This window comes from Streptomyces sp. NPDC107517 (assembly GCF_055582645.1).
The window spans coordinates 311,024-330,060 of sequence record NZ_JBVJPM010000011.1; the positions used below are offsets into that span (position 1 = coordinate 311,024).

Below are 19,037 nucleotides of genomic sequence, written 5' to 3' on the forward strand. Positions count from 1 at the left end.
ACCCCAAAGGAGCTTGCCCTCATGACGACCGACGTCAAGACCGTCAACCACTGGATCGGCGGGAAGACCGTCGAGGGTGTCTCGGGCAATTACGGCCCGGTCACCGACCCCGCGACCGGCGCTGTCACGACGCAGGTCGCCTTCGCCGACGTCGACGAGGTCGACGCCGCGGTCGCCTCGGCCAAGGCCGCGTACGCGACGTGGGGCACCTCGTCCCTCGCCAAGCGCACGGCGATCCTCTTCAAGTTCCGCGCGCTGCTCGACGCCAACCGCGACGCGATCGCCGAGCTGATCACCGCCGAGCACGGCAAGGTCCACTCGGACGCGCTCGGCGAGGTCGCCCGCGGCCTGGAGATCGTGGACCTGGCCTGCGGCATCACCGTGCAGCTGAAGGGCGAGCTGTCCACCGAGGTCGCCTCGCGCGTCGACGTGTCGTCGATCCGCCAGCCGCTCGGCGTCGTCGCCGGCATCACGCCGTTCAACTTCCCGGCCATGGTGCCGATGTGGATGTTCCCGCTCGCCATCGCGTGCGGCAACACCTTCGTGCTGAAGCCGTCGGAGAAGGACCCGTCGGCGTCCATGAAGATCGCCGAGCTGCTCTCCGAGGCCGGCCTGCCCGACGGCGTCTTCAACGTCCTGCACGGCGACAAGACCGCCGTGGACCGCCTCCTGGAGCACCCGGACGTCGCCGCCGTCTCCTTCGTGGGCTCGACCCCGATCGCCCGGCACATCCACACCACCGCCTCCGCCAACGGCAAGCGCGTGCAGGCGCTCGGCGGCGCCAAGAACCACATGCTGGTCCTGCCCGACGCCGACCTGGACGCCGCCGCCGACGCCGCGGTCTCCGCCGCGTACGGCTCCGCGGGCGAGCGCTGCATGGCCATCTCGGCCGTCGTGGCCGTGGGCTCCGTCGCCGACGAGCTCGTCGCGAAGATCAAGGACCGCGCCGAGAAGATCAAGATCGGCCCCGGCAACGACCCGACCTCGGAGATGGGCCCGCTCATCACCGCCGCGCACCGCGACAAGGTGGCGTCCTACGTCACCGGCGCCGCGGCCGAGGGCTGCGAGGTCGTCCTCGACGGCACCGGCTACACGGTCGAGGGCCACGAGAACGGCCACTGGATCGGCCTCTCCCTGCTCGACCGCGTCCCCACGACCGCCAAGGCCTACCGGGACGAGATCTTCGGCCCGGTCCTGTGCGTGCTGCGCGTCGACACGTACGAGGAGGGCGTGGCGCTCATGAACGCCTCGCCGTTCGGCAACGGCACCGCGATCTTCACCCGGGACGGCGGCGCCGCCCGCCGCTTCCAGCTGGAGATCGAGGCGGGCATGGTCGGCGTGAACGTGCCGATCCCGGTGCCGGTGGGCTACCACTCCTTCGGTGGCTGGAAGGACTCGCTCTTCGGCGACCACCACATCTACGGCAACGACGGCACGCACTTCTACACCCGCGGCAAGGTCGTCACCACGCGCTGGCCCGACCCGTCCGACGCCCCCGCGGGCGTGGACCTGGGCTTCCCGCGCAACCACTGAGGTCACAGCAGCACCAGGTGCCCCGGCCGCTGTGCAGCGCGGCCGGGGCACCTCTGCGTGCACCTCTGCAGGTGCCCGGGGCGCCGGGAGAGTGTCCGGAGTGCGGACAAATTCCGACGGACTTCGGAGCGGGGGCTGCGGTTCCCGTACGTAGGGGATGTATCGGGTGTCCCAGTCGACATCACCTGTTCACCTGGGAAAGCAAGGTCATTAATCCGGGACGCCTGATGGAATGCACTTGCTGCGGCGAACCGTCTTGGAAGTGGCCGCAGTTAGAGCATGTGTCCGGTGCGAAATCCGCAGCTGAACGGCCGTTGACGTTCCGGATTTCGCACGGTGCAATGACGCGCCGGGAGCGGACGAACAACCCCCCATCGCGACAGCCCTTCGGAGGCGATAGCGCTCCCGGCCCGAGTATCAGAAACATCTGCACCACGAGTCGATCGGAACCGCTCCCCCATGTCCGACACGCTTCGCACAAGCCCCACGACCGTCACCGAGGAGCCCCTCGCGCCCCTCGGCAACACGGCCAGTCCCCAGAAGCTCAAGCGTTCCATCGGCGTCGTCGGCGGCACCCTGCTCACGCTCTCGTGCGTGACGCCCGCCTCCACGCTCTTCGTGGTCGTCCCCGACCTGTTCTCCTCGCTCGGCACCGCCACCGCGCTCACCATCGGGATCGGCTCGCTGCTCTGCATAGCCGTCGCGTTCTGCTACTCGGAGCTGGGCACCCTCATCCCCAGCGCGGGCGGCGAGTACGCCATGGTGTCGACGCTCGCGGGCCGCCTCGCCGGCTGGCTCGTCTTCGTGCTCTCGCTGCTCGTGGTCATGATCGTGCCGCCCGTCATCGCGATGGGCACCGCGGACTACCTCGCCCCGCTCGTGCACCTGCCCGCCGCCGGCGCCGGAGCGGGCGTCATGCTCCTCGCCACCCTCGCGGGCCTGCTCGACCTGCGCGCCAACGCCTGGATCACCGGCATCTTCCTCGTCCTCGAGGTCATCGCCGCCGGAGTCGTCGCCGTCCTCGGCTTCTCGCACTCCGAGCGCGGCGCCGGATCCCTCGTCGACCTGCACGTCACCGGGGCGGGCGGCCACACCGACACCGTCACCGCGATGCTGATCATCTCCGGCCTCGCCATCGCCCTCTTCATCACCCAGGGCTTCTCGACCGCGGTGTACCTCTCCGAGGAGCTGGAGAACCCGCGCCGCAACGTGGCCCGCACCGTACTGCTGACCCTCGCCATCTCCACCGTGGTCATCCTGGTGCCGGTCGTCGCCATCACCATGGGTGCCCCCGACCTCGCCGCCCTCAGCAGCGGCGACATCAGCGGCATGGTCGAGGCCTGGTCCAACTCCGCCGTCGGCACGTTCGTCAGCCTCTGCGTCGCCCTCGCGATCATCAACGCGGGCATCGTCATGGTCATCCAGAACTCCCGCGTCCTGTTCGCCTCCGCCCGCGACAAGTCCTGGCCCGAGCCGGTCAACAACGCGCTCTCCAAGCTCGGCCGCTTCGGCTCCCCGTGGGTCTCGACCCTCGTCGTGGGCGTGCCCGGCGCGGCCCTGTGCTTCGTCAACCTCGACACCCTGTACGGCGTGACCGGCGTCTCCGTCACCGGCATGTACCTCCTGGTCGCCGTCGCCGCGCTGCTCGCCCGCCGCGGCTCCCACCGCGACCAGCCGGCCTGGCGCATGCCGCTGTGGCCCGCGGTGCCGGTGGTCCTGATCGCCGTACTCGCCTACATCCTCAGCCAGCAGGAGGTCTCCTACCTGCTGTGGACCGGCGGCATCACCGCCGTAGCCACCCTCTACTGGGCGTTCTACCTGCGGCCGCGCAAGGACACCCGCTGGCTGGTGTCGATCCCCGAGGACGCGCAGGCCTGAGCGTCACCGGAAAGGGAATCGGGCCGACCGCCCCCGCTGCCCAAAGGGTGTAGGGGTACCCCCGGCAGGGCCGCCGGGCCGTCGAACAGGGGTCCGGCAGCGGTCAGTTCGTCGACGGCGCGCGCACGGCGGATGCCGGATTTCTGCACGACGCTTCGTACCACGAGCGGTGTACGCGGGGGCGGGACCCTACTCCCCAGGGAGGTCCGGCGGTTCAGACCGGGGGCTGCTCCCGTTGTCGGCGGTCGCCCGTACCGTTGACGCATGGATCTACGACTGACCGGTCCGCGGGCCAGGCAGCGGCGGTGGGCGGCCACCGCCGCTGCCGTCGTGGTGCTCGCGGGCGCCGGTACGTGGACGGCCGCGGCCTCCTCGGACGACGCGCCTCCCGTGCAGCGCCGCGACACGGTGATGGACACGGGCGGAGCAAGGATCGACACGTCGTACTTCACGACGCCCGGCTCCGAGCGCCGCCCCGCCGTCCTGCTCGCCCACGGCTTCGGCGCCAGCAAGGACGAGCTGCGCGCCCAGGCCGAGGACCTCGCCCGCGACGGATACGCCGTGCTGACCTGGTCGGCGCGCGGCTTCGGCCGCTCCACCGGCAAGATCGGGCTCAACGACCCGAAGGGCGAGGTCGCCGACGCGTCCAGGCTCATCGACTGGCTGGCGAAGCGGCCCGAGGTCCGGCTCGACAAGAAGGGCGACCCGCGCGTCGGCGTCACCGGCGCCTCGTACGGCGGCGCGGTCTCCCTGCTCGCCGCCGGATACGACGACCGGGTCGACGCCATCGCCCCGCAGATCACGTACTGGAACCTCGCCGACGCGCTGTTCCCCCAAGGCGTCTACAAGAAGCTCTGGGCCGGGCTCTTCATCAACACCGGCGGCGGCTGCGAGCGGTTCGAGCCGCAGCTGTGCCGCATGTACGAGCGGGTCGCCGAGGCCGGCAAGCCGGACGCCGCGGCCCGCGCACTCCTCGAAGAGCGCTCGCCGGTCGCCGTCGGCAAGCGCATCAAGGTGCCCACGCTCCTGATGCAGGGCCAGACCGACTCCCTGTTCCCGCTCGGCCAGGCCGACGCCGCGGCCAGGGCGATCCGGGCCAACGGCGCCCCCGTCGACGTCGACTGGATCGCGGGCGGGCACGACGGCGGAGACCGGGAGACCGGGCGCGTCGAAGCCCGTGTCGACTCCTGGTTCGACCGCTATCTGAAGGACGACAAGGGCGCCGACACCGGCCCCGCCTTCCGCGTCACCCGCACCGGAGGGATCCACTCCACCGACGGCGCCGCCCAGTTGCGCGGCGCGAGCGGCGACACGTACCCGGGCCTCGGGAACGACCCCCGGCGCGTGCCCCTGACCGGGCGCGAGCAGCGCGTCACCAATCCCGCCGGCGCGAGCCCGCCCGCCATCTCCAACCTGCCGGGGCTCGGAGGCGGTGGAGGCGGTGGACTCGGCCGGCTGTCCTCCCTCGGCGTCGGCCTCTCCCTCGACTTCCCCGGGCAGTTCGCCCGCTTCGACTCGGCGCCCCTGCGCGACGACCTGCGCATCACCGGGTCCCCGAAGGTGACGGTGCACGTCGCCTCCGACAGCGACGACGCGGTCCTGTTCGGCAAGGTGTACGACGTCGGGCCGGGCGGCGGTTCCCAGCCCGTGCTGCCCTCCCAACTCGCCTCACCTGTAAGGGTGGTGGGCTCCGGAGCCGACGGCGGCAAGGACGTCACCCTCACGCTCCCCGCCGTCGACCACGAAGTGCAGAAGGGCCACCGGCTGCGCCTCGTCCTGTCCTCCACGGACCTCGGCTACGCGTCCCCGACGCACCCCGCCACGTACACCGTCTCCCTCAAGAGCGACCTGTCCGTGCCCACCGCCCCCGCCGTGCGGACGGCCGCAGCGCCGCTGCCCGCCTGGGTGTGGTGGCTGCCCCTCGCCGGCGTCCTGGCGGCGCTCGCCCTGCTGTTCACCGGCCGCCGCCGCGCGGGCGCGGGAGCCCCCGACCCGGACCTCGCCGAAGTCCCGCTCCAGATCACCGACCTGAGCAAGAAGTACGCGAAGTCCGCCGACCGGTACGCCGTCCGTGACCTGTCCTTCCGCGTGGAGAAGGGCCAGGTCCTCGGCCTCCTCGGGCCGAACGGCGCGGGCAAGACCACGACCCTGCGCATGCTCATGGGCCTCATCAGGCCCGACGGCGGCGAGATCCGCGTCTTCGGGCACGCCATCAGGCCGGGCGCGCCCGTCCTGTCGCGGGTCGGCGCGTTCGTCGAGGGCGCGGGCTTCCTGCCGCACCTGTCCGGCCGCGAGAACCTGGAGCTGTACTGGGCAGCCACGGGCCGCCCCGCCGAGGACGCCCACCTGGACGAGGCGCTGGAGATCGCCGGGCTCGGCGACGCCCTCGCCCGAGCGGTGCGCACCTACTCGCAGGGCATGCGCCAGCGGCTCGCCATCGCACAGGCCATGCTGGGCCTGCCGGACCTTTTCATCCTCGACGAGCCGACGAACGGCCTCGACCCGCCCCAGATCCGCGAGATGCGCGAGGTGATGATCCGGTACGCGGCGGCGGGCCGCACCGTCATCGTCTCCAGCCATCTGCTCGCCGAGGTCGAGCAGACCTGTACGCACCTGGTCGTGATGGACCGCGGGCGCCTCGTGCAGGCGGGCCCGGTCGCCGACATCATCGGCGCCGGCGACACCCTCCTGGTCGGCCTCGCGGCGGACATCTCCGACGCGCTGGTGGAGAAGGTGGAGGCGCTGCCCGACGTGGAGTCGGCGGTCCGCGCGGACGGCGGACTCCTCGTACGGCTCGCGGCCCCCGCGCACGCGGGCGTCCCGGCGACGGTTCCGGCGGCTGCCACGGCGACCGCGACGGCGGCATCCGACGGTCCGGCCCGGTCCGCGGCCCTCGTGCCACCCTCCGCCGACCGGGAGACGGCCGCCGCCGGACTCGTCGCCGAACTGGTCCGTCTGGACGTGCCGGTCGCGTCCCTCGGCCCGCACCGCCGCCTCGAAGACGCGTTCCTGACCCTGATCGGAGGCGAAGCCGGATGACCGCGCTCGTCGAGTCCACCGAGGTGGCGCCCGGATACCGGGCGCGCCGCACCCTGCCCCTGCGGGTCGAGGCCGTACGCCAGCTGAAGCGGCGCCGCACGCTCGTCATGGGCGCCGTCCTCGCCCTGCTGCCGTTCGTCCTGGTCGTCGCCTTCGCCATCGGCGGTGACCCGGGCGCGCGCAACGGCCAGGTGACGCTGATGGACACGGCCACCGCGTCCGGCGCCAACTTCGCCGCGACCTGCCTGTTCGTCTCGGCCGGGTTCCTGCTCGTGATCCCCGTGGCGCTGTTCTGCGGCGACACGGTCGCCTCCGAGGCCGGCTGGTCCAGCCTGCGCTACCTCCTCGCGGCGCCCGTGCCCCGCGCCCGCCTCCTGTGGAGCAAGCTCACCGTCGCGCTCGCCCTCAGCCTCGCCGCGATGATCCTGCTCCCCGTCGTCGCGCTCGCGGTCGGTACGGCCGCGTACGGCTGGGGCCCGCTGGAGATCCCGACCGGCGGTGCGCTCTCCGCGGGCACCGCGGCGCAGCGGCTGCTCGTCGTGATCGCGTACATCTTCGTGTCCCAACTGGTCACCGCGGGGCTCGCGTTCTGGCTGTCGACGAAGACGGACGCGCCGCTCGGCGCGGTCGGCGGCGCGGTCGGGCTCACCATCGTGGGCAATGTGCTCGACGCGGTGACGGCACTCGGCGACTGGCGCGACTTCCTGCCCGCACACTGGCAGTTCGCGTGGGCGGACGCCATCCAGCCGCGCCCGGAGTGGGGCGGGATGATCCAGGGGGCGGCCGTCTCGGTAACGTACGCCGTCATCCTGTTCGCCCTGGCCTTCAGGGGTTTCCGGCGCAAGGACATCGTCTCGTAGGTCTCCGGACGATTGCCTTCCGGCCTCGGCGGGCCCCCTCCGTAGCCGCATCGAGATTCATCCGCAACGCCTCCGACTGCTCGTTCCGGCCGTCTCGGACGTCACATTCACAAGTGCTGACGCACGATCGGCGAACCGAGGGGGCACGCATGAGGCCTGACAGCGAGTACCGGGCAGAGGACCGCGAGCGGACGCGGGCATCGGCGCGGGCGCGAAGGCGCCCACGGACGCGGGGCCGGGGGAGGGCGCGGGCGGCCGGGCTGATCGCGGCGGCGCTCGTGGGCGGGCTCCTCGCCACCGGGTGCGGCGGCGCGAGTGACGGTTCCTCGGCGGACCGCGGCAAGGCGCGGGGCTCGGGCCCGCTGCCCGCGCCCGCCCCGGCCCGCCCGTCCGCACCGGCGACGCCCGCGCCGGGCACCGAGGCCGACGGCGAGCAGCGCGACATCGCGCCGACCCCGTCCCCGACGCCCGCGGACTACCTCTCCACGTTCGCCCTCGACGTCGACACCGCGTCGTACGGCTACGCCCGCCGCACACTCGCCGACGGGCGCCTGCCCGACCCGAAGACCGTGCGGCCCGAGGAGTTCATCAACAGCTTCCGCCAGAACTACCCGCGCCCCGAGGGCAACGGCTTCTCGGTCACGGCCGACGGAGCCCGCGCCGGCGAAGAGGGCTGGTCCTTCCTCCGGGTCGGCCTCGCCACCGGCCCGGCGGCCCCGGCGTCGCAGCGCCCGCCCGCCGCGCTCACCTTCGTCATCGACGTCTCCGGCTCCATGGCCGAGCCCGGCAGGCTCGACCTGGTCAGGCAGTCCCTCGACGTCATGACCGACCAGCTGCGCTCCGACGACTCCCTCGCCCTCGTCGCCTTCAGTGACACGGCCGAGACCGTGCTGCCGATGACGCGCGTCGGTGGCGGCCGGGGACGGGTCCACGACGCGATCGACAGCCTGCAGCCGAGGTCCTCCACGAACCTCGAGGCGGGCGTACGCACGGGGTACGACACCGCGGTCGAGGGCGCGCGGCCCGGCGCGACCAACCGCGTCGTCCTGCTCTCCGACGCACTCGCCAACACCGGTGAAACCGATGCCGACGCGATCCTCGACCGCATTTCCGACGCCCGCCGCGAGCACGGCATCACGCTGTTCGGCGTAGGCGTCGGCAGCGAGTACGGCGACGCCCTGATGGAGCGCCTCGCCGACAAGGGCGACGGCCACACGACCTACGTCTCCACGCCCGAGGAGGCCCGGAAGGTCTTCTGCGACCAGCTGCCGCAGAACATCGAGCTGCGCGCCCGCGAGGCCAAGGCGCAGGTCGCCTTCGACCCGGGGACCGTGCAGAGGTTCCGCCTCATCGGCTACGACGACCGCCAGGTCGCCGACGACGACTACCGCAACGACCGCGTGGACGGCGGCGAGGTCGGCCCCGGCCACACCGTGACGGCGCTGTACGCGGTACGGCTGCGCCCGGGCGCGAGCGGCCACGTCGCCACGGCGGGCGTGCGCTGGCTGGACCCCGACACGCGGGCCCCGCACGAGGAGACGGCCCAGATCGAGGCCTCCGCACTGGACACGGACGTCTGGCGCTCCAGCCCCGGCCTGCAGCTCACGGCCACGGCAGCCTATTTCGCCGACTCCCTGCGCCAGGGCGCACTCCCGGGAGCCCCCACGCTGCCTCAACTGGCGTCACACGCCGACACGTTGGCCCGCGTGATGGAGGACAAGGACGTGCGGCAGCTCGCGGAAGCGATACGCAGGGCCGACGAACTGCGGAGCTGATTCTCCGGTGATTCTCCTGCAGATCAAAGAAGCTGTCATTTCGCCCTGTAAGTTCTGGGTGAATATCGAGACGGAGTCATTGGCCGCCGAATGGGGCGGCGTAAATTCTGTGTGAATGGCTGCTCTGTTCCTGAAGGATGATGAGAATCGGCCTCAGACGTAACTGATCGAGTTCTCATCCAATTTGGTCATTCCGGGGGTCGGGGTCCGCGTAATGTTTTCCGTGTCGAAGCCGAACAGGGCTTACGGCAAACGGAAAAGCGTCACCGAGAAAGGGACAACCCTCATGAGCTTCCACAAGGTCGCCCCCGTCAAGAAGACCCGCAAGCCCGGCCCGAAGCCGGCCGCCGCACACCACGCCGCGCCCAAGCCGAAGCGGCAGCCCCGCCGCCGTCCGGTCGGCAACAAGGCCGGCAAGGACTGCTGAACCGTGCCATCGAGGCGGGCCCCCGGCGTGTGCCGGGGGCCCGCCTCGGCCGTGTTCCCGGTTGGGGCGGAGAGAGTTGAAAAAGTCGGAGGAGTCGGATGGACCGGGGGAGTCGGTGGAGAGGGTGGAGTCGGTGGAGCAGAAAAGCACGGGTGCTAGTCAGGCGTTCCGGCGTTTCTGGCCGTTGACGCGTGGTGACCGCGGATGGCTGGTCCTGATCATTGTCTGCGTCGTGGTCGCCGCGCTTGCCGAGACGGCCTCGATCCTGATTTTCGCGCATCTCACCGACCATGCGCTGGCCGCGGGATCGCTCTCCGCATTCTGGGTGCCCGCCGCGCAGTGGCTCGGTGTTGCCGTGCTCGGCGCCGCGGTCGGGTATGCCGGAAACTCGCTCGCCGTATGGACCGCGGAGCGGTTCGTCCTGCGGCTGCGCGCCGGCGTGTTCCGCCACGTGCAGGGGCTGCCCCCGCACTTCTTCCAGAAGCACCGGCAGGGTGACCTCGTCGAGCGGCTCACCGGTGATGTCGAGGCCATCGAACAGATGGTGGTGTCCGGCGTGGTCGGCACCGTCTCCGCGTTGTTCTCCACCGTCTTCTACGCGGCCGCCGCCCTCTGGCTCCGCTGGGACCTCGCCCTCGTCACGTTCCTGCTAGCCCCTCTCTTCCTCCTCGCCGCCCGCCGCTTCGCCGGCCGCATCAAGTCCGCGGCCCGTGACGAGCGCATCGCCGACGGCGCCATCACCTCGGTCGTCGAGGAGTCCCTCGGCAATGTCGTCCTCACCCAGGCCTACAACCTGCGCAGGGACGAGGAACGCCGGCTCGACCGGGAGGCCCGTGCGTGGCTGCGCGCCTCCGTGCGCGGCGCCCGCGCGAGCGAGCTGTACGAGCAGGTCGTCGAGGTCGTCGAGACGCTGTGCGTGCTGGCCGTCATCGGATGCGGCGCCTGGGAGATCGCCGCGGGCCGTATGACGCTCGGCGATCTGCTCGCCTTCGCGGCCTTCATCGGCTACCTCTATCCGCCGATCCGCAACCTCGGGCAGCTGGGCCTCACGCTCACCGCCGCCACGGCCGGAGCGGAACGGATCCAGGAGGTGCTGGACGCGGAACCCGCCGTGAGCGACCCCGTCTCACCCCGGCCCGCCTGGCCCGTGCGCGGCCGCATCAGTCTCGAGGGCGTCACCTTCCGCTACCCGGACGCTCCCGCGGAATCGCTGACAGACGTGTCACTGACCGCCGAGCCCGGCGAACTCGTCCTGATCACAGGGGAAAGCGGAGCAGGCAAGTCGACCCTCTCCAAGCTGCTGCTGCGCTTCTACGACCCGACGGCGGGGACCGTACGCCTCGACGGGGTGCCGCTCACCGACGTACCGCTGGAGTTCCTCCGGGAGAACGTGGCCCTGCTGCCCCAGGAGACCCTGATCCTGCACGGCACCATCCGCGAGAACATCGCCTGCGGCCTCCCGGGCGCCGGCGAGCGGGAGATCCGGCAGGCCGCACTGGACGCGGCGGCCCACGAGTTCATCACCGACCTGCCCGAGGGCTACGACACCCGGATCGCCCCGGGCACCGCCGCCCTCTCCGGCGGTCAGCTGCAGCGCATCGCGATCGCCCGTGCCATGCTGCGCGGCGCCCCCGTCCTCGTTCTCGACGAGCCGACCGCCGGACTCGACGCGCTGGCCGCACGGCGCGTGGTGTCGCCGCTGCGCCGGCTGATGGCGGGCCGCACGACCATCGTGATCACCCACGATCTGGCGCTGGCGCCGGACGCGGACCGCATTCTCGTCGTGGAGGGCGGCCGTCTCGTGGAGTGCGGTACGCACAGGGAACTCCTCGCCCAGGGCGGGGCGTACGCGCGGCTGCGCAGCGCCTAGTGCTGGGGCCTGTCCTCACCTTCCCGCCTGTCCCGCAGGGTCTGGCACGCACCAGACCCTGCGGGCCCGCCGTCCGGGCGGACGACGGGAAGGCGAAGGCAGGACCTAGGGGAGTGCCGCCCCCCGGGCCGTCACCCACAGCTCGTACCACTCCTCGTGGGTGAGTTCGGGGGCGCGGCGGGCGGCGTCGGCGCAGGCCCGGATGCGGGTCGGGTTCGTGGTGCCGATGACCGGGGCGATGCGGGACGGGTGGTGCTGGAGCCACCAGAGGATGATCGTCTCCGGGGTGGTGTTCTTCTTCTCGGCGAGGTCGGCGACCAGTCGTGCCGTGGAGTACTCGGCGGGCGTCGCCTCGCGGCCCGTGTAACTGCCCTGGGCGAGCGGGCCCCACGCCTGGAGGCGGATCCCGTGCTCGGCGCAGTGTTCCAGGGTGCCGAGCGGGAAGCCGTTCGAGGCGGCCCCGGGCGTGTTGACCAGCACCCCCGCCTCCACCCAGTCCCGGCTCTTGAGGCTCATCTCCAGCTGGTTGGCGACGAGCGGGAAGTCCAGATGGGACTGGAGGTGCGCGATCTGATGGGCACTCATGTTGGAGACGCCGAAACTCCGTACGAGGCCCTGCTCCTGGAGCGAGGTGAGGGCCTTGGCGACATCGCCCGGGTCCGCCAGCGGGTCGGGGCGGTGCAGCAGCAGGACATCGACGTGGTCGGTCCGCAGCCGGGTCAGGCTCTCCTCGACACACCGCACGATGCGGGCGCCGCGCAGGTCGTACACCCCCGGACGGTCGCCGTCGGCGAGACGGATCCCGCACTTCGTCTGTACGGTGATGCGCTCGCGCAGCCCGGGCGTCCGGGCGAGCACCTCGCCGAACACGGCCTCGGCCTTGCCGTCGCGGTAGATGTCGGCGTGGTCGAACGCGGTGATGCCGCTGTCCAGGGCCGCCTGTACGGCGGCCTCGGCGGCGTCGATGTCGGAGGGCCGGAAGGGCGCGGAATCCCAACTCCCGCCCAGTCCCATGCATCCGTAGATCAGCCGGTCCTGGTCGGTGTGCGCGTGCGGTGGTGTAGTCACACGCGCAGCGTAGGCCGCGGACTCACGTCTTGGGGATGTCGAAGTAGCGGTTGAGGCCCGCGGCGAGCGGGCCCTTCACGATCTCCGCGTGCTCGGGCGTCACCGCCGGACGCCGGCGCCGTGTCCCGCGTCGCGAGCGTGAGCAGCAGATGATCGACGTCGCCGTGCGCGTCTGGTGCGGGTGGGGACGCGGCACGTCCTCGACGGCGAGGTCTGGACCCCGCGCGACGCCTGACCTCCGGGGCCGTCCCCCGGGGCGCTTGCGTCGGCTGATCGCGTCCGACCCATTGAATTTCCCTTACGCGTGAGTAAGTTGACGCCCGGGTAAGTCTGCAGTTCTGCGTGGGACGAGCGAGACGCAGGGATCACGTCAGCCGCGACCTGGAGCCGTCATGGGTGTACGCAAGGATCTTCAACGGGCACAGCAGCGCAGTGATTTGACGGACCGGGCCACCGTCGAGACCGTCAAGGACGAGCACGGCACCGTGCGCGAGGTGCGCACGGCCGCCCTCGCCGCGGACCCCGGCGGGAGCACGCCCGCCGACATCCCCTTCACGAACGCCGCCGAGGCGCCCGACGCCGTGGTCCTGCGACGCAGGGAGGGCGAACACTGGCGTCCCGTCACGGCGGCGGCCTTCGCGCGTGAGGTGACCGCCGCGGCCAAGGGCCTGATCGCGGGCGGCCTCGAACCCGGCGGGCGCGTCGCCCTGATGTCCCGTACGCGCTACGAGTGGACCGTCCTCGACTTCGCCGTCTGGGCGGCCGGCGGGCAGACCGTGCCCGTCTACGCCACGTCGTCGGCCGAGCAGATCGAGTGGATCGTACGGGACTCGGGTGCGCGCCATCTGATCACCGAGACCCCGGAGAACACGGCCACCGCGCGGGCAGCGCTCGCCGCGCTGCCCGAGGAGGAGCAGCCGCGCTGCTGGGAGCTGGACGCGGGCGCGGTGCTCGAACTCGCCACCCTGGGAAGGGGGACGGACGACGAGGAGGTGACCAAGCGGCGCGCCGCCCTCACCCCCGACACCGTCGCGACCGTCTGCTACACCTCAGGGACCACCGGGAAGCCGAAGGGCTGCGTCCTCACCCACGCCAATCTGCACGCCGAGGCCGCGAACACGGTGGAGCTGCTGCACCCCATCTTCAAAGAGGTGACCGGACAGGCGGCCTCGACGCTGCTGTTCCTGCCCCTGGCGCACATCCTCGGCCGCACCATCCAGATCTCCTGCATGCTCGCCCGTATCGAACTGGGCCACTGCCCCGGCATCAAGCCGGACGAGCTGCGGCCCCAACTGCGCTCGTTCCGGCCGACGTTCGTGGTCGGAGTGCCGTACCTCTTCGAGAAGATCCACGACACGGGCCGGGCCACCGCGGAGAAGCTCGGCCGCGGCGCGTCGTTCGACCGGGCCGACCGGATCGCGGTGAACTACGGCGAGGCCCACATGGCCCGCTTCCTCAGCCGCGGCAAGGGCCCCGACGGCAAGGGCGGCCCGTCTCTCGGTCTCCGCCTCGCCCGCGGCCTCTACGACCTGCTGGTCTTCCGCCGCGTGCGCAAGGAGCTCGGCGGACGCCTGCGTTACGCGATCAGCGGCGGCTCCCCCCTCGACCGGCGCCTCAACCTCTTCTTCTACGCCGCCGGAATCCTCGTCTACGAGGGGTACGGCCTGACCGAGACCAGCGCCGCCGCCACGATCACCCCGCCGCTCGCCCCGCGCCCCGGGACGGTCGGCCTCCCGGTGCCGGGCACGGCCGTGCGGATCGCCGACGACGGGGAGGTCCTCATCAAGGGCGGCATCGTGTTCGGCGCGTACCGGAACAACCCCGAGGCGACGGCGGACGTGCTCGACGGGGGCTGGTTCGCCACCGGTGACCTGGGGGCCCTCGACGAGGACGGCTACCTCACCATCACCGGCCGCAAGAAGGACATCATCGTCACGTCCGGCGGCAAGAACGTCTCGCCGGCCGTCCTGGAGGACCGGCTCCGCAGCCGCCCGCCGGTCGGCCAGTGCATCGTCGTGGGCGACAACCGCTCCTACGTCGGCGCGCTGATCACGCTGGAACCGGAGGCGGTCGCGCACTGGCTGTCCGTACGGAAGATGCCCGCCGACACCCCGATGGCCGATGTCGTCCGTGATCCGCGGATGATCGCGGCGGTGCAGGAGGCCGTGGACTACGCGAACGAGGCCGTCTCGCGGGCCGAGTCGATCCGCAGATTCGCCCTGGTGGAAGGCGAGTTCACCGAGGACAACGGGCTGCTCACCCCCTCCCTGAAGATCAAGCGGCATGCGGTCGCGGCCGCGTACGAGCGGGAGATCGAGGCCCTCTACCGAGGCTGACCGCCCGCCGCGGAGGAGGGCGTGGGCGAAGAGCGCGGAGAGTTCGGCGGGTGCCGGAGGAATCTCCGGAGTCACGTGTGTGGTCCTACCTGTTTCTTCGGCTGGGGTCCCCCTTTTCTTCGGCCGGCGTGCCTCGAGGACTGCTCGCGCAGAGCCTGTCCACCCGGATGTCGGGCGCCGCCTGCTGGGCGTACGCGATCCTCGCGGTCACCACGCTGCCGCCCCTGCTGCCCAACGCGGTGCTTCTGATCACCGGTGGGACGCTCGCCGCACGCGGCGAGATGTCCCTCGTCCTGGTCCTGCTCTCGGTGGCCGGCAGCGCGCTCGCCGGCGACGTCCTCATCCACCGCTTCGGCTGGTTCGCCGGCCGCAGGGTGCGCGGCGGCGCCGTGGGGCGCGGACGCAGGGGCGAGCTGTTCGACTGGGCCGCGGGGCGGGTGCAGCGCGGCGGCATCCCGTTCGTCGTCGGCGTCCGCTTCCTGCCCAGCGGGCGCCTCCTCGGCGGGCTCGCGGCCGGCGCGGCGCGCTACCCGGCCCGCAAGTTCGCGGTCGGCGCCGCGCTCGCCGAAGTCGTCTGGGCCGCCTGTTCGGTGGGTGTGGGCTACGTCGGCGGGGCGGTCAGTGACGATCCCGTGTACTCCGTCGCGACAGGCCTCGGCCTGTCCGTCGCCGTCGGCGCCGTGGCGGCGCTCGCTCAGCGCAGGGCCGCCGCACCGGCGGCGGAGGTTTCGAAGGGGGAATAGCGCATTCCCCGTGACGCGGATGTCGGACGCGCGCTTTTCCCGGAAGTCCCGGAAATCGTGTGCTGAGGCCCGAAACGCATTTCGCCGACCATCGCCGACGTCACGTGCCATGGACGTCTGCCACACGCCGTCTGATTGATTCAGGGAGACAGAAGTGTTTGCCGCTATCGGAAAGTTCACCGCGCGGCGCCGGAAACGGGTCGTCATCGCGGCGGCCGCCTTCACGCTGTTCGCCGGCGTGTGGGGCACCGGGGTCTTCGGCTCGTTCACCGGCGGCGCCGGCTTCGACGACCCGGCAAGCGAGTCCGTCCGGGCCGACAAGGTCCTCGCCGGCTCGCTCGGCCGCGAGTCCGACGACCTCATCGTGCTGTACGAGTCGAAGGACAAGGGCGCCACGGTCGATTCCTTCGGCGCGGCAGTCCGTGCCGCACTCGACGACGTCCCGCGCGCCGGCATCGCCCGCCTGAACTCGTTCTGGCACCCCGGCACCCAGAACCCGAGCGCCTACTTATCGAAGAACAGCCGACAGACCTACGCGACCGTCCAGTTCACCAGTCACGACGACCAGAAGCAGGTCGAGGCACTGGAGAAGATCAAGGGCGACTTCGCGGCCGACGGCGTCACCGTCCGCTACGGCGGCGTCGCCGCGATGACCGACCAGGTCAACACCCTCACCGGCTCGGACATCGCGCGCGCCGAAACGCTCTCGGTGCCGATCCTGCTGATCCTCCTGGTCCTGATCTTCCGCAGCGCGATCGCGGCGCTCCTGCCCCTGGCCGTCGGCTCGTTCGTGGCGCTGGGCTCCTTCGTCGTGCTCCGCGTCCTGACGATGTTCACGGAGATCTCCAGCACCGTCATCAACGTCATCACGGTCCTCGGCCTCGGCCTGGCGATCGACTACGCGCTCTTCCTCGTCAACCGCTTCCGCGAAGAACTCCACGCGGGCGCCGACGTCGACACGGCCGTGGAGCGCACCACCGCGACCGCGGGCCGCACGGTCGCGTTCTCCGGCATCGCCGTGGCGATCTCGTTTGCCGGACTGACCCTCTTCCCCTCCCGCTTCCTCTCCTCGATGGGGTACGCGGCGGTCGCCGTAGTCGCGTTCGCGGTGGTCGGCTCCCTCACGCTCCTCCCCTCCCTCCTCCGCTGCACCGGGCACGGCATCGACAAGTGGCGCATCCCGCTGGGCGGCAGGAACCGCGCCCCCAGGCCGGAGAGCGAAGGCCGCTGGTACCGCACGGCGCACGCGGTCATGCGGAAGCCGCTGATCTCCTCCGTGGCCATCGTCGCCGTCCTCGTAGGACTGGGCGCACCGCTCCTGGGCGTCAACTGGGCACGCCCCGGGGAGTGGGTGCTGCCCTCCGACGCGGACGCGAAGGTGGTCGGCAAGACACTGGCATCGGACTTCGGCACCAACCCCGCACAGATCATGACGTCCGTGGTCCAGGGCTCCACCGGCCCCGTGGACCGTGCCGAAGTGACGGCCTACGCAGCCAAGTTGGCCGACGTGGACGGCGTGGCCTCGGCGACCCCCACGGCGTTCGAGGGCAACGACGCGCGCATCACGCTCCGCTACACGCCGGACGCCATGTCCGACGCCGCGCAGAGCATGGTCCACGACCTGCGCGCCACGGCGCCCCCGGCCGGCGCGGACGCACTCCTGACGGGTACGCCGGCGTCCCGGACCGACATCGTCGGCATGATCGGCGACCGTCTCCCGTGGATGGCCCTGTTCACGGCGGTCGTCTCGTTCCTGGTCCTCTTCATGGCTTTCGGCTCCCTGCTCCTCCCGCTCAAGTCGGTGATCCTCAACCTCCTTTCGCTCCTGGCCGCGTTCGGAGCGATCAAGTGGATCTTCCAGGACGGCCACCTCTCGGGGCTCCTCGGCTTCGAGCCGATCGGCGCGGTGGACGCCAACTTCCCCGTCCTGGTGGTGGCGATCGCGTTCGGCCTCGCGATGGACTACGAGGTGTTCCTGCTCTCGCGTGTCCGCGAGGAGTGGGAGGTGAACGGCGACCCGGTCGAATCGGTGGCGCTCGGCGTCCAGCGCACAGCCAAGATCATCACGAGCGCGGCGCTGCTGCTCGTCGTGGTCGTCGGCGGCTTCATGGCCTCGTCGATCCTCTTCATGAAGATGATCGGGGTCGGCCTGGTCATCGCGGTCCTCGTGGACGCGACGATCGTCCGAGGCCTGCTGGTGCCCGCGACGATGGCACTCCTGGGCAAGTGGGCCTGGTGGGCACCGGCCCCACTGGCCCGCTGGTGGTCGAAGTACGGCTTCCGCGAGCCTTCGTCCCCGCCGCCCCCGCCGGCGCCCGCACCGGCATCGCGCTCAGGGGCGCTGGGGTGACGTTGTGCTCCGCGGGGCGGGCGGGTGAGGGGCCGAGCGCGGAGGCGCCGCGGTGACGTTGCGCTCCGCGGGGCGGGCAGGTGAGGCGTCGGGCATGGAGGCGCCCGGCCCGTCCGCCCCCGAACCGGGACGGCCGGCAACCCCGGTCCGGCGGTCCCTCCCCCGTGCCGCGCCCCGGCTCCGTCACCTCCAGGTCGAAGGCAACCGGGGCGCGGCGTCCGCCCTGACCGATGAGCGGGCGGGCCCTGCCTCGGATGCCCCGGCCGTTCCCGTATCCGATGGGAACGGCCGGGACGTCTTCGTCCCGAAGCGATTTGGGTGGGCCCGTACGTGCGGCCGACTTGAGGACTGAGATCCGCGTCCGTCCGATACGCCGATTGGCAGATGCGGGACATCTGTGGCGGCTTGAAGTGGCCGTGGATCTCCCCAGTCCCGATTCCGGAGGGGGCGAGGCTTCTTGGCGTCGCGTCCGGTACGTCCCCTGCGCAGAAGAAAGGCCCTACCGCAGTAGGGCCTGAGGGCGGCGCCCCTGGCAGGACTCGAACCTGAGGCCAAGCGTTTAGAAGGCGCCTGGACAGTGCGGGAGAGGACACTGCCTGAACTGCCTATATCTGCTAACGCTGTTGGCTGGCGAACTCGCTTCGACGCGCATTCGACACGACGGCGTCACTACCAGTCGCGCCACCGGTCAGTGAGTTCGTAGCGCCCCAAGCCGTGTCGTGTGGTCAGAGCAACGACATCGATTCCCTGCTCGGCGAGGGCTTCGTCGATGTAGTGGCACAGTTGCTCACGTTCGTCCGTCTCGTAAGCGGCCCCGTCGTGCTCGGCGTTGACAGCGTTCAGGGCCAGGACAACACGCTGAACCGCAGCGAAGACGCGCTCGTCGGAGGCGTCCTGGAGCGCTGAGATATCTGCTTCGAACGCGTCCAGGACGCTGTCTGTGGCCGTGATCAGACTCTCCGGGAACAGTTCAGCCATGCACGCACAGTCCGCATCCAACGTGCCAAAGGCCAGCTCGCGTTGCTCCCTTTCTATGCCCTTGCGCCAACCTGTCGTGGGTCTTGGTCACGTCCGCTGGAGTGGTGTATCGACGGCCACTCGGTGATCTCGTTTTGAGGCTAGGCGGTGAGTTCGGTGGGCAGGTCGGTCTCGTCGGTT

At 71.2% G+C, this 19,037-nt stretch carries 13 protein-coding genes; 10 read left to right on the forward strand and 3 right to left on the reverse strand.

Features of this window, described 5'->3' with window-relative positions; translation table 11 throughout:
• Positions 1-21 precede the first annotated feature (21 nt).
• The 7 genes from mmsA (at position 22) to ACZ67T_RS25835 (ending at position 11,382) form a co-directional block, all read left to right on the forward strand.
• Positions 22-1,533 carry a CoA-acylating methylmalonate-semialdehyde dehydrogenase gene (gene mmsA, locus ACZ67T_RS25805; RefSeq protein ID WP_469987241.1) on the forward strand — a complete coding sequence of 504 codons (1,512 nt, stop codon included), beginning with the start codon at positions 22-24 and terminating at the stop codon, positions 1,531-1,533.
• Positions 1,534-1,992: 459 nt separating this feature from the next.
• Positions 1,993-3,411: an APC family permease gene (locus ACZ67T_RS25810; RefSeq protein WP_469987243.1), complete on the forward strand. Its 1,419-nt coding sequence runs from the start codon at positions 1,993-1,995 to the stop codon at positions 3,409-3,411.
• 264 nt (positions 3,412-3,675) lie between these two features.
• Positions 3,676-6,450: an alpha/beta fold hydrolase gene (locus ACZ67T_RS25815; protein WP_469987244.1), complete on the forward strand. Its 2,775-nt coding sequence runs from the start codon at positions 3,676-3,678 to the stop codon at positions 6,448-6,450.
• Entirely contained in the window at positions 6,447-7,310 is an 864-nt protein-coding gene (locus ACZ67T_RS25820) for an ABC transporter permease (RefSeq protein ID WP_469987246.1), read from the forward strand. Before ACZ67T_RS25815 ends, ACZ67T_RS25820 begins: the two co-directional genes overlap by 4 nt.
• A gap of 149 nt (positions 7,311-7,459) precedes the next feature.
• Positions 7,460-9,085, forward strand: a complete 1,626-nt coding sequence (locus tag ACZ67T_RS25825; protein ID WP_469987248.1) for a vWA domain-containing protein — start codon at positions 7,460-7,462, stop codon at positions 9,083-9,085.
• A gap of 286 nt (positions 9,086-9,371) precedes the next feature.
• The gene (locus ACZ67T_RS25830; RefSeq protein ID WP_469987249.1) at positions 9,372-9,512 is read left to right on the forward strand and encodes a hypothetical protein; all 141 of its coding nucleotides are present in this window, start codon (positions 9,372-9,374) and stop codon (positions 9,510-9,512) included.
• A gap of 115 nt (positions 9,513-9,627) precedes the next feature.
• A complete protein-coding gene (locus tag ACZ67T_RS25835) occupies positions 9,628-11,382 on the forward strand; it encodes an ABC transporter ATP-binding protein (protein ID WP_469987251.1) in 1,755 nt (584 codons plus the stop codon).
• Positions 11,383-11,487: 105 nt separating this feature from the next.
• Here ACZ67T_RS25835 and ACZ67T_RS25840 read toward each other — a convergent pair whose 3' ends face one another.
• On the reverse strand, positions 11,488-12,450 hold the full coding sequence (locus ACZ67T_RS25840) for an aldo/keto reductase (RefSeq protein ID WP_469987253.1): 963 nt from the start codon (positions 12,448-12,450) through the stop codon (positions 11,488-11,490).
• 22 nt (positions 12,451-12,472) lie between these two features.
• Positions 12,473-12,646, reverse strand: coding sequence for a hypothetical protein (locus ACZ67T_RS25845; RefSeq protein ID WP_469987255.1), 174 nt, complete (start codon positions 12,644-12,646; stop codon positions 12,473-12,475).
• A 196-nt stretch (positions 12,647-12,842) separates the two neighbouring features.
• Here ACZ67T_RS25845 and ACZ67T_RS25850 point away from each other — a divergent pair, with 196 nt between their 5' ends.
• From ACZ67T_RS25850 to ACZ67T_RS25860, 3 genes are all read left to right on the forward strand, one after another.
• Positions 12,843-14,786, forward strand: coding sequence for an AMP-dependent synthetase/ligase (locus ACZ67T_RS25850; protein WP_469987257.1), 1,944 nt, complete (start codon positions 12,843-12,845; stop codon positions 14,784-14,786).
• Between the two features lie 128 nt (positions 14,787-14,914).
• Positions 14,915-15,529: a DedA family protein gene (locus tag ACZ67T_RS25855; RefSeq protein WP_469987258.1), complete on the forward strand. Its 615-nt coding sequence runs from the start codon at positions 14,915-14,917 to the stop codon at positions 15,527-15,529.
• 154 nt (positions 15,530-15,683) lie between these two features.
• Entirely contained in the window at positions 15,684-17,879 is a 2,196-nt protein-coding gene (locus ACZ67T_RS25860) for an MMPL family transporter (protein WP_469987260.1), read from the forward strand.
• A 669-nt stretch (positions 17,880-18,548) separates the two neighbouring features.
• Here the strand turns inward: ACZ67T_RS25860 and ACZ67T_RS25865 are convergent.
• The gene (locus ACZ67T_RS25865) at positions 18,549-18,857 is read right to left on the reverse strand and encodes a hypothetical protein (protein WP_469987262.1); all 309 of its coding nucleotides are present in this window, start codon (positions 18,855-18,857) and stop codon (positions 18,549-18,551) included.
• Positions 18,858-19,037: the final 180 nt, after the last annotated feature.

What these genes read in the sequence shown, in the direction of transcription:
- ACZ67T_RS25815 (WP_469987244.1), top strand. Translation starts at nt 3,676, where the DNA reads ATGGATCTACGACTGACCGGTCCGCGGGCCAGGCAGCGGCGGTGGGCG.
- ACZ67T_RS25865 (WP_469987262.1), bottom strand. Translation starts at nt 18,857, where the DNA reads ATGGCTGAACTGTTCCCGGAGAGTCTGATCACGGCCACAGACAGCGTC.
- ACZ67T_RS25810 (WP_469987243.1), top strand. Translation starts at nt 1,993, where the DNA reads ATGTCCGACACGCTTCGCACAAGCCCCACGACCGTCACCGAGGAGCCC.
- ACZ67T_RS25820 (WP_469987246.1), top strand. Translation starts at nt 6,447, where the DNA reads ATGACCGCGCTCGTCGAGTCCACCGAGGTGGCGCCCGGATACCGGGCG.
- ACZ67T_RS25850 (WP_469987257.1), top strand. Translation starts at nt 12,843, where the DNA reads ATGGGTGTACGCAAGGATCTTCAACGGGCACAGCAGCGCAGTGATTTG.
- mmsA (WP_469987241.1), top strand. Translation starts at nt 22, where the DNA reads ATGACGACCGACGTCAAGACCGTCAACCACTGGATCGGCGGGAAGACC.
- ACZ67T_RS25825 (WP_469987248.1), top strand. Translation starts at nt 7,460, where the DNA reads ATGAGGCCTGACAGCGAGTACCGGGCAGAGGACCGCGAGCGGACGCGG.
- ACZ67T_RS25830 (WP_469987249.1), top strand. Translation starts at nt 9,372, where the DNA reads ATGAGCTTCCACAAGGTCGCCCCCGTCAAGAAGACCCGCAAGCCCGGC.